This is a genomic window from Brevibacillus soli (assembly GCF_044759095.2).
In the GTDB taxonomy this organism is placed as follows: domain Bacteria; phylum Bacillota; class Bacilli; order Brevibacillales; family Brevibacillaceae; genus JBIYSM02.
The window spans coordinates 1-10,862 of the sequence record NZ_JBIYSM020000072.1 but is presented as its reverse complement, the minus strand read 5'-3'; the positions used below and the strand labels follow the sequence as shown (position 1 = coordinate 10,862).

The 10,862-nt window shown below is 53.5% G+C and carries 12 protein-coding genes; 11 read left to right on the top strand and 1 reads right to left on the bottom strand.

What is annotated here, in order from left to right:
- Positions 1-130 precede the first annotated feature (130 nt).
- The gene (locus ACE99V_RS19525; RefSeq protein WP_400492876.1) at positions 131-925 is read right to left on the bottom strand and encodes a lipid II flippase Amj family protein; all 795 of its coding nucleotides are present in this window, start codon (positions 923-925) and stop codon (positions 131-133) included.
- Positions 926-1,083: 158 nt separating this feature from the next.
- Here ACE99V_RS19525 and ACE99V_RS19520 point away from each other — a divergent pair, with 158 nt between their 5' ends.
- The 11 genes from ACE99V_RS19520 (at position 1,084) to ACE99V_RS19470 (ending at position 10,680) form a co-directional block, all read left to right on the top strand.
- Positions 1,084-1,449, top strand: coding sequence for a response regulator (locus tag ACE99V_RS19520; RefSeq protein ID WP_400492875.1), 366 nt, complete (start codon positions 1,084-1,086; stop codon positions 1,447-1,449).
- A gap of 100 nt (positions 1,450-1,549) precedes the next feature.
- Positions 1,550-2,404, top strand: coding sequence for a class II fructose-1,6-bisphosphate aldolase (gene fba, locus ACE99V_RS19515; RefSeq protein ID WP_400492874.1), 855 nt, complete (start codon positions 1,550-1,552; stop codon positions 2,402-2,404).
- 14 nt (positions 2,405-2,418) lie between these two features.
- Entirely contained in the window at positions 2,419-3,063 is a 645-nt protein-coding gene (gene fsa / locus ACE99V_RS19510) for a fructose-6-phosphate aldolase (RefSeq protein WP_400492873.1), read from the top strand.
- 81 nt (positions 3,064-3,144) lie between these two features.
- Positions 3,145-4,422, top strand: coding sequence for a UDP-N-acetylglucosamine 1-carboxyvinyltransferase (gene murA / locus ACE99V_RS19505; RefSeq protein WP_400492872.1), 1,278 nt, complete (start codon positions 3,145-3,147; stop codon positions 4,420-4,422).
- Positions 4,423-4,450: 28 nt separating this feature from the next.
- Entirely contained in the window at positions 4,451-5,413 is a 963-nt protein-coding gene (glpX, locus tag ACE99V_RS19500) for a class II fructose-bisphosphatase (protein ID WP_400492871.1), read from the top strand.
- A 52-nt stretch (positions 5,414-5,465) separates the two neighbouring features.
- Positions 5,466-6,746 carry a transcription termination factor Rho gene (rho, locus tag ACE99V_RS19495; RefSeq protein ID WP_400492870.1) on the top strand — a complete coding sequence of 427 codons (1,281 nt, stop codon included), beginning with the start codon at positions 5,466-5,468 and terminating at the stop codon, positions 6,744-6,746.
- A gap of 101 nt (positions 6,747-6,847) precedes the next feature.
- On the top strand, positions 6,848-7,720 hold the full coding sequence (locus ACE99V_RS19490; RefSeq protein ID WP_400492877.1) for a peptidoglycan DD-metalloendopeptidase family protein: 873 nt from the start codon (positions 6,848-6,850) through the stop codon (positions 7,718-7,720).
- A 71-nt stretch (positions 7,721-7,791) separates the two neighbouring features.
- Positions 7,792-9,057, top strand: coding sequence for a radical SAM family protein (locus ACE99V_RS19485; RefSeq protein WP_400492869.1), 1,266 nt, complete (start codon positions 7,792-7,794; stop codon positions 9,055-9,057).
- Positions 9,058-9,161: 104 nt separating this feature from the next.
- The gene (gene rpmE / locus ACE99V_RS19480; protein WP_400492868.1) at positions 9,162-9,362 is read left to right on the top strand and encodes a 50S ribosomal protein L31; all 201 of its coding nucleotides are present in this window, start codon (positions 9,162-9,164) and stop codon (positions 9,360-9,362) included.
- Positions 9,363-9,511: 149 nt separating this feature from the next.
- The gene (locus tag ACE99V_RS19475) at positions 9,512-10,087 is read left to right on the top strand and encodes a thymidine kinase (RefSeq protein ID WP_400492866.1); all 576 of its coding nucleotides are present in this window, start codon (positions 9,512-9,514) and stop codon (positions 10,085-10,087) included.
- Positions 10,088-10,179: 92 nt separating this feature from the next.
- The gene (locus ACE99V_RS19470) at positions 10,180-10,680 is read left to right on the top strand and encodes a sporulation protein (protein WP_400492865.1); all 501 of its coding nucleotides are present in this window, start codon (positions 10,180-10,182) and stop codon (positions 10,678-10,680) included.
- The last annotated feature ends 182 nt before the right edge of the window (positions 10,681-10,862 follow it).

The window sequence follows — 10,862 nt, the reverse complement described above, 5'->3', positions numbered from 1 at the left end:
AAAAACGAAGCAACGGGGGCTTAGTTTGCTATTGCCAAAAAGGCCTGTTCTAAGTCACTTAGATTTTCAGGGTAGAATTTATAAAAATGGACATCCAATACAGCCACTTGGAAAGTGTTCGGGGCCCCCCTTAATGAAACAGCGGTCCGATCCAGGCGACCCAGTAGGCGGCAGGGATAAACAACAGCTGTGCCAGCAGGGTTCCCAGAAAGCGTGAAATCATCAGCCAGATGTAGATTTCCCGGAGAGTATCCGGTTCCGTTTGGCCGTTCATTGCTCTGTCGGTGAGGAGGGCTACCTGCGGGTCGACAAGGATGGTCAGGATGATGGTGGCGAAGCCGTTGATCAGCCCGGACGACATCAGGATGGTCGCTTTGAAATCCGGGGAGATCAGCGATGCATACAAGGTAGACAATATGCTTACGGTGTAGATCGCGGTTACGATGCAGTTCAGCAGCAGTAAACGCTTCGGTATGCCCTTGATGCGAAAGCGGGAGAGCGCCTGCAAGCGGGGGATCCGAATGTGCTGTCTGACATGGCGAATGCTTTCCACGGAAACAGAGTTTTTCAGCAGCTGAGGGATGGAGCCGGCCATCTCCAAATGCGCGATCAATCGCCTGGAGAGCTGCACGAACGTGGGGAACAGCAGAATCGCCGTAACCGTGCCCGCGGAAGCGGCGGCGATGATAAAGCGGAAGTGCCAGGAGACGTCTAGGTGCATGTGCATGGCCTGATCGATCAGCGCTCCGGTCATGGGAGCCTGAATCAGGTTGGACGTACGGGAGACAAGCAGAATCATGCCTGTCAGTGAAAGGGCGACAGCCAGTTTGCCGGTTCGTACGCCCGCTAGCCGTACGGCATAGGAGAGCGTTTCCGTCGTATGGATGATGGATGTAAACAAACAAATGAGCCAGACATGTTCCATGGCGTTCGGTAACTCCCTCGGTTTTTCCGGTTTTTCTCCCCACATTATACTCTTCTTTCGTCAAATTACCGAAAAAGTACACAAGGAATGCAGGATTTTCCTAATATTGGGCGAATCAAGAAGGTTAAGAAAATGGAATGGGAGCAGGGGGATTGTTCATGCAGGATAAGAAAGTTTTGGTTGTAGATGATCAATATGGCATTCGCATCCTGTTGTACGAGGTTCTGGGCAAAGAAGGCTACAAAACCTTCCAGGCCGCCAACGGCAAAATGGCCTTGGAAATTGTGGAGAAAGAATCTCCAGATTTGGTCATCCTTGACATGAAAATTCCGGGGATGGATGGAATCGAAATTTTGAAGCACATCAAAAAGATCAATCAGAACATTAAAGTCATCATGATGACGGCTTACGGGGAACTGGACATGATCAAGGAAGCGACCCAACTGGGTGCGTTGACACATTTTACCAAACCGTTTGACATTGACGAGCTGCGCATGGCGGTTCACCAACAGCTGGCCTGCTGATTTACACTTCCTTCTGGGTAAGCCAACCTGTTAACAAGCAGAGGACTGTGGTATAATAAGCCACGTTAAAAGAGACCACAAGTAGGAGGATTTTCGAAAGATGCCACTGGTACCTATGACCGCTTTTTTAGAGGACGTCAAAAAGAACAAGTACGCTGTAGGACAGTTCAATCTGAACAACCTGGAGTTTACGCAAGCGATTACGGAAGCTGCGATGGAAGAAAAATCGCCCGTGATTTTTGGTGTATCCGAAGGCGCAATGAAGTACATGGGGCTGGATTACACGGTTGCAATCGCAAAAGTTGCAGCTGAGCGCGCCGGCGTTCCGGTTGCCCTGCATCTTGACCATGGCAGCAGCTTTGACGTTGTCATGAAGTGTATCCGCGCCGGCTTTTCTTCCGTAATGTTTGACGGCTCCCACTATCCGTTGGAAGAGAATATTCGCCTGACGAAGCAGGTTGTTGAGGCTGCTCATGCAGTTGGCGTCTCTGTTGAAGGCGAGCTGGGTACAATCGGTGGGGTAGAAGATGATCTCTCCGTAGACGAGGAAGATGCAGCACTGGCAAAACCGGAAGAGGCCATCCGCTTCTGGGAAGAGACCAAAGTAGATTACATGGCCATTGCTGTCGGTACAGCGCACGGCATTTACAAGGGTGAGCCGAAAATTCGCTTTGACATTATCGAAGAAGTGGCGAAAAACATCGGTGCTCCAATCGTACTCCACGGCGGTTCCGGTGTGCCGGATGAGTCCATCGTGAAGTCGATCAGTCTGGGTGTTGGAAAAATCAACGTCAACACGGAAAGCCAAGTCGCATGTACCGAAACGGTGCGCAAAATTCTTGCCGCCAAGCCGAACGAAATCGACCCGCGCAAATACCTGGGTCCTGCCCGTGAAGCGATCAAGGAAGTTGTGAAAGGTAAAATGCGTCTGTTTGGCAGCAGCAATCGTGCGTAACCAGGAGGTACACCATGCGCTTTTTAATTGATACAGCCAATGTGAAAGAAATTCGCGACGTCCATGAGTGGGGCGTATTGGCGGGAGTGACCACCAACCCGTCGCTCGTAGCCAAAGAAGGTCGCGATTTTATTGAGACGCTGAAGGAAATTATCGACATCGTGGACGGCCCGATCAGTGCGGAAGTGATCAGTACCGATGCCAAAGGAATGATCGAAGAGGGCGAGAAGCTCGCCTCCCTGTCCAAAAACATCGTCGTGAAGATCCCGATGACCGAAGAAGGCCTGAAAGCGGTCAAGTACTTTGCGAAACGTAAAATCAAAACCAACGTGACCCTTATTTTTACAGCAAACCAGGCACTGATGGCGGCACGTGCAGGAGCTACCTACGTGTCTCCGTTCCTCGGCCGCCTGGACGATATCGGTCAAGACGGCTTACAGCTGATTACCGACATTTCCGAGATTTTTGCGGTTCACGAAATTGAGACGGAAATCATCGCGGCCAGCATCCGCCACCCGATTCACGTGACGGAATCGGCTCGCCGCGGCGCTCATTTCGCGACCATTCCGTATAAAGTGTTCAAACAGCTGCTGGCTCATCCGCTTACCGACAGCGGATTGCAGAAGTTCCTGTCAGACTGGGCGAGCATGCAGAAGTAACAAGCGGTTTTTTGACGTACAGAGCACCTTTTCCGTTGGGGAAGGTGCTTCTTTCCCGATTATGCCTGAGGAGATCAGATCATGGAAAAGCTGATTATCAACGGTGGAAAGCCGCTGGCCGGAACAGTGACCATCAGCGGCGCGAAAAACAGCGCGGTGGCCTTGATCCCGGCAGCACTCCTGGCGGACGGACCCGTCGTCATCGAAAACCTGCCGAAGATTCAAGACGTTGACATCTATTTCAAGCTGCTGCGTGAGATGGGAGCCGATGTGCTCTTCGAGGACGATTGGATGGAGATTGACGGGAGGGCCATGCAATCCGTCTTGATGCCGAACGGCCGCGTGAAAAAACTGCGTGCCTCCTACTACCTCTGGGGAGCGCTGCTGGCCAAATTCGGTGAAGCTCGCGTAGGGCTTCCGGGAGGGTGCGACCTCGGACCGCGTCCCGTCGACCTGCACATCAAGGGCTTTGAAGCCCTGGGGGCCCGGGTTGAAAACCAGAACGGCGTCATGACCATTCGCGCGAACAAGCTCAAAGGAGCCCGAATATACCTCGATCTGGTAAGCGTGGGCGCCACGATCAACATCATGCTGGCAGCTTCCAAGGCGGAAGGCGTGACTATCATTGAAAACGCAGCCCGCGAGCCGGAGATCGTCGACGTGGCTACCCTGCTGAACAATATGGGGGCAAACATCAAGGGAGCGGGTACCGACATCATCCGCATCCAAGGAGTAGAGCGGCTTAGAGGGTGCCGCCACACCATCATCCCGGACCGCATCGAAGCAGGCACGTACATGATAGCGGCTGCAGCGACGGGCGGCAGCGTCACATTGGAAAACGTCATTCCGAAGCATCTGGAGTCCGTCACCGCCAAACTGCGGGAAATCGGTGCTGAAGTGATTGAAATGGATGACTGCATTCTGGTAAACGGAAAGGGCACGTACCGGGCTGCCGACGTGAAAACCAGCCCGTATCCGGGGTTTCCGACCGACCTGCAGCAGCCGATTACTGCGCTGCTGACACTGGCCAAAGGGTCCAGCATCGTCACCGACAATATCTACAGCGCCCGGTTCCGCCATATCGACGAACTGCGCCGCATGGGAGCCAATATCAAAGTGGAGGGCCGCTCCGCCGTCATTGAGGGTGGTCACAAGCTCCTGGGAGCCAAAGTGGTGGCGTCCGATCTGCGGGCCGGTGCCGCTCTGGTAATCGCCGGACTGGCCACTCAAGGGACGACTGAGCTGGAGGGACTGGAACACATCGACCGCGGCTACGAGAATCTGGTGGGCAAGCTGCAGAACCTCGGCGCCGATGTGCAGCGGGTAAGCTCTCATCGTCAGGAACGACACCATATGTGAAATACACCAGGAGAGGAGTCTTCCAAGAATGGAACGTAGTTTAACGCTTGAACTGGTACGCGTCACGGAGGCGGCAGCGCTGGCTTCTGCCCGTTGGATGGGTTTGGGCAAAAAGGACGAAGCTGACGATGCGGCAACGACAGCGATGCGCAAAGAGTTTGAAAACGTACCGATGGACGGCGTGGTCGTCATTGGTGAAGGAGAAATGGACGAAGCGCCGATGCTCTACATTGGCGAAAAGCTGGGCCAAGGCGTGGCGCCGTTTGTAGACGTGGCAGTTGATCCGCTGGAGGGGACCAATATCGTCGCCAAAGGGACGTGGGGAGCCATTTCCGTAATCGCCATCGCCGACCGCGGAAACCTGCTTCACGCGCCCGACATGTACATGGAAAAGATTGCCGTAGGGCCGAAAGCCGTTGGCAAGGTGGACATCAACGCGCCGGTGGAGGACAACTTGAAGGCGGTGGCACAGGCCAATGGAAAAGACGTCAGCGACCTGGTGGCCATCGTTCTCGATCGCGATCGCCATTCCAAAATCATTCATGACATCCGCAAAGCGGGCGCCCGGATCAGACTGATTTCGGACGGAGACGTAGCCGCAGCCATCAATACCGCTTTCCCTGACACCGGTGTCGATATCCTGTTTGGATCCGGCGGTGCCCCTGAGGGTGTTTTGGCTGCTGTGGCGTTGAAATGCCTGGGTGGAGAGATTCAGGGCAAACTGCTGCCGCAAAGCGAAGAGGAAGTGGAACGCTGCAAGCGTATGGGACTGGTCAACCCCCATCAAGTGCTCTTCATGGACGATCTGGTCAAAGGGGACGACGCGATTTTTGCGGCAACCGGTGTGACCGATGGGGAACTGCTGCGGGGAGTGCGCTTCCAGGGGACACGTGCGACGACTCACTCCGTGGTCATGCGAGCCAAAACCGGAACCGTTCGTTTTATTGAAGGAAACCATCGCTTGGAACGCAAGCCTCGCCTCGTATTGTAAAGCAGACATCGGACTAGAATAGTATAAGAGAGAAGTAAAGAGTGGTGGAATAATGCTCATTTCAGAACTGGAAGAAAAAAAGCTGACGGAGTTGTACAAGTTAGCGAAAGAATACCAAATTCCTTACTATTCCCAGATGAAAAAGAAGGAATTGATCTTTGCCATCCTTCGAGCCCGGGCGGAGCGTGACGGCTTGATGTTTATGGAGGGCGTACTGGAAATCCTGCCGGAGGGGTACGGATTCCTGCGTCCGATCAACTATCTGCCCAGCTCCGAGGATATTTACATCTCCCAGTCCCAGATTCGCCGTTTTGACCTGCGAATGGGAGATCTGGTATCTGGCAAGGTGCGGCCGCCCAAGGAAAACGAACGCTATTTCGGGCTGCTGCAGGTGGAAGCTGTAAACGGTCAAGACCCCGAATTAGCCGCTGAACGTCTTCACTTCCCCGCTTTGACACCCCTGTATCCCCAAGAAAAACTCGTCCTGGAGACTTCGCCCGATAAAATTTCCGCTCGTCTGATGGACCTGATTGCGCCTGTAGGCCTTGGGCAGCGGGGGCTGATTGTCGCCCCGCCAAAGGCTGGCAAAACCATGCTGCTGAAAGAGATTGCCAACAGCATTACAGCCAATCATCCGGACATTCATCTGTTCGTCCTGCTCATTGACGAACGTCCGGAAGAGGTAACCGACATGCAGCGTTCGGTCAAAGGGGAAGTGATTGCTTCCACATTTGACGAGCTGCCGGAAAACCACATCAAGGTGGCCGAGCTGGTCCTGGAGCGGGCCAAGCGTCTGGTGGAACACAAAAAGGACGTTGTCATCCTGCTTGACTCCATTACCCGACTGGCGCGAGCCTACAATCTGGTGATTCCTCCAAGCGGACGTACGCTTTCCGGGGGGATCGATCCGGCGGCGTTCCATCGTCCGAAGCGCTTCTTTGGTTCGGCTCGCAACATCGAAGAGGGAGGAAGCCTGACCATCCTGGCCACATCCCTGATCGAGACCGGCTCCAGAATGGACGATGTCATTTACGAAGAGTTCAAGGGCACGGGGAACATGGAGCTGCATCTGGACCGCAAACTGGCAGAACGCCGTATCTTTCCGGCGATCGACATTCGCCGTTCGGGAACGCGTCGTGAAGAACTGCTGCTGTCCAAGGAAGAACTGGACAAACTGTGGACCATCCGCAAAAACATGAACGACAGCCATGATTATGTGGAATCATTTATTAAGAAACTGGCTGAATCCAAAACGAACATCGAATTCCTGCAAAGCATCGAATCCAAACCTGGACGAAACCAGGCCAAGCCATCAAACATGACGGTGAGTTGACCACTCGCCGTTATTTTTTTGGGGCCTTTGGCATATCTTAGGAAAATGAAGGTGATAGTTGGACAGATGGAGGGATTGCAGTGGGATTTCACTACGTAGACATGCCAGCCGTACAACAGGAAGCCAAACAAGCGGTAGTGGAACAGGCCCTGTTTCAAGCCTTTAACCCGTACAGCGCGCTTTCTGCCGCTCCCAAGACCAGTCGGGACTCTGTCATGGTTTATACCGTACAGCCCGGAGATACGCTCTCCGAAATTGCTCACCGCTACGGTCTTACGCTTCAGGAGCTGGTTGAAACGAACAAATTACAGAACCCGCATAAGATGGGAATCGGCATGAAGCTGGTCATCAGACGCAACGAGGTGGCTCACTCTGTGCAACGGGGGGAGACGTTGAACCAGATTGCCGAGCGGTTCGCGGTCAAAAAGGAACTGTTGATCGAGCGCAATCCGCTGCTGCAACTGCTTCCTGACAACCTCTATGTGGGACAGGTTGTGTATGTGCCTGTACCGGAGGCGTCTCCGATGTTGGCCGGAAACGTTCAGCTGCGCAGGCAAATGGCACAGGCTGCCAGCAGAAAAGCGACCCGTATGCGAGCCATGGACTGGCCGGTAAAGGAAGCGACGATTACCAGCGGCTTCGGAATGCGTTGGGGACGACTGCACAAAGGCCTTGATCTGTGGAATGAAGGGGAAGGCAAAACTCCCATCCATGCCGCCAAGGAAGGTGTCGTGGTTGAAGCAGGGACCAACCGGGGAGGATACGGCTACATGGTTGTTTTGGATCACGGCGAAGGTCTGCAGACGTACTATGCGCATTTGAGAAGGATCGTCGTCTCTCCCGGTCAAGTCATCAGGCAAGGTGACATTCTGGGGTATATGGGGCGAACCGGGGACTCAACCGGCTACCACCTGCATTTCGAGGTGAGGCAGGACGATGTGCCGATGAATCCGCTTCGCTACCTGCGCAGGTAAACCCTTCACATTTACTTTGCTTCTTCGTTGCGATACAATGGGCTACAGCAAAGAAGCGAGGCGATTTTTTCATGTTTTTGGTATACGCAGACAACAAACGTAACGTCTACGATCACCCCGAGCTGCTCGCGGTGGGACGTAACGGAGATATATTGACAGAGATTCTGGAGGACGAGTTGATTCCTCTTCCGGAAGGGGCGACATTGGTCAGTCTTCCGGATACCGTGCCGATCGGCATGGACCCGGATACCGGGGAGATGGTAAAGCTGGACGGCTTTATGGCTGTTGGGGCATTGATCCCGCAGGGCTTTACCCGTCTGCTGCTGCCGGGTTACATCAAGACCAACAAGCAAAGCAAGTTTCCGCTGTTCGGCTACACCGCTGTGGTGTGGAAAGACGGCCAATTTTGGATTGCCGGCCGTCAGAGTGACGAGCCGCACAAGTGGAACCCGGTCAACTACCCGATGGACGAGCTCCGTCAGCGCGTGAATCAGACGCTGGAGCTGTTCCCCGGCAACCGGATCCTCCAGCATTTATCCCATTGTGCGTTGGAATACGAGTGCCTGACCGCCTCCAACAACTTTTTCCACCGCTGGGAAGGAAGCCTTCCCGTTTCCTACACCTGTAATGCCGGCTGTTACGGATGCATATCCGAGCAGCCCGAAGAGAGCGGGTTCCCTGCGCCGCAAACCCGAATGAATTTCAAGCCGACAGTGGATGAACTGGTGGAAGTGATGCTCCACCATCTGCAGACTCCGGAGAGCATCATCAGCTTCGGCCAGGGCTGCGAGGGAGAGCCGTCCACCATGGCCTCCCTGATCGTGCCGGCGATGCGCCGCGTTCGGGAACAGACGGACATGGGCTATATTAACATCAACACGAACGCCGGGCTGACCGACCATATCAAAGGCATTGTGGACGCCGGGCTGGATCTCATGCGCGTCAGCATCATCAGCGCGATTGACGAGCATTACAATGCGTATTACCGGCCGCGCAACTACACGCTGGAAAACGTGGCTCGCTCCGCTGAGTACGCTTCTGCCAAAGGGGTGTACACCTCCATCAACTATCTCTGCTTCCCGGGTGTCTTTGATCGCGAGGAAGAGATAGAGGCGATGATCGCCTTCATCCGCCGCACCGGCATCAAGCTGATTCAGCTCCGCAATCTGAACATTGATCCGGAGAGCTATCTGGAAATGATCCCGAAGGCGAAGGGCGAAGTGTTCGGCATGAAGCAGGCGATTGAGATTTACCAGCAGGAGCTGCCTGACGTCGTGATCGGCTCCTTCACGCACGTTCCGCCGGCTGAGCTTCGCCGTCGGAAAAACATGGTGTAGGTCTGAAGTTGTTGCATTTACCCGACAGACGTGCTACTATTTTGTTTGTGTTTATATAACTCTGTTTCGGCAAACGATTCAGGGCGGAAAAGAGGTGCGAATAGATGAAACAAGGAATCCATCCTAAGTACAACACAGTAAAAGTGACTTGTGCTTGCGGCAACGAGTTTGAATCTGGTTCCGTAAAACAAGCGCTTCGTGTAGAGATCTGCTCCAACTGCCACCCATTCTTCACAGGCAAACAAAAGTTCGTAGACGCTGGTGGCCGTGTAGACCGTTTCAAACGCAAATACAATCTTTCCTAAAAAAAGATTGGAACCAGGTAGAGAGATCTGCCTGGTTTTATTTTTGCAGATAGGAAAAAATATCTTCCCGTCCTGCGTGGCGTACCCCTACAATAGGAGTATAAGTCGTGGAAGAGCAGTGACATCTTTGGCGTAAAGGGAGAAGTGACGTGGCGCAACTGTATTTTCGTTACGGGGCGATGAACGCTTCCAAATCCATTCAACTGTTGACGGTAGCCCATAATTATGAGCAATCGGGTAAAAAAGTGATGGTGTTTACCCCCGCCATCGACGACCGTTACGGCGTTGGCATAGTAGCTTCGCGCGTAGGAATCCGCCGGGAAGCCATCCCGGTTGATGAGGACACGGACCTGTTTCACATGGTAGAGGCGGAAGCAGAGAAGCCGGATTGCGTATTGGTGGACGAAGGACAGTTTTTGAACAAGCAGCATGTTACGCAATTGGTGAACATCGTGGACAAGCTGCAGATTCCTGTCATTGTGTACGGCCTGTTGAAGGACTTTAAAAACCAGCTATTCCCGGGAAGCCATTATCTCCTGTGCGAGGCCGACAAGATTGAGGAGATCAAAACGGTCTGCGTTTACTGCAACAAAAAGGCGACGCACGTCCTGAAATTCAAAAACGGAGTTCCGGTCTACACCGGGGAAACGATTGAGATCGGCGGAAACGATACATACTCAAGCGTGTGCCGACCTCATTACTACAATCCTCCCGTCCAATCCTAAACCCTGGACGGAGCCACGCCGCCCCTGTACCCCCTTTTGAATGGGCATCGCAAGCGATGCGCAAACTAAGGCAAACAGGAGGTGGCTTTTTCATGCTGCGCACACCATACACAAAGAGCGTACTGTTTAGTCTTGCGGCCGTTGCGCTGGGGGCATCCCTCATATCCGGTTGCGGACGCACCCAGCCGCAGGAAAAGAGCTTCGGCACGCAAGCGCTGGATCCTCAGCGAAACGCGACGATACAAAGCGACCGTGACCACGACATCATTGACAGGGGAGCACCTCTGACCGAGGGCAGGGATTACCTGATGGGCCGGAACCAGAATCCCAACCTCCTGATGGGGCATGCCGCCGTTCGCAACACACAGATTGATCGGAACAACATGGAAATGATGGCCAAAAGCGTACCCGGCGTGGAGGGGGCACGAATCACCTTAAACGGCGGAGAGGCATATGTTACGCTTGATCTGATCCCAAACGTGACGGCTAGCCAGGCCCGGTCAATTGAACAACAGGTGATCGCCGCCTTGAGGCAAAAAGTGCCGCGTTACGACTTTCACGTTACCTCAAATGATGCATATCATAGACCATAGGCAAAAAGCGGGCCCGGCTCTGCCGGCCTTTTTTAGTATATAAGCGTACTATGTCAAATACTTTTTTTACTCAATTTGGGTATAGCAAACACACCTAACGTAAAATTTGTTAAAAAATTACAATTAGCAACTGACAAGGGTACGTTATGGTATTTGTCAGCCCTTCTTGAAACTAAGAAGGT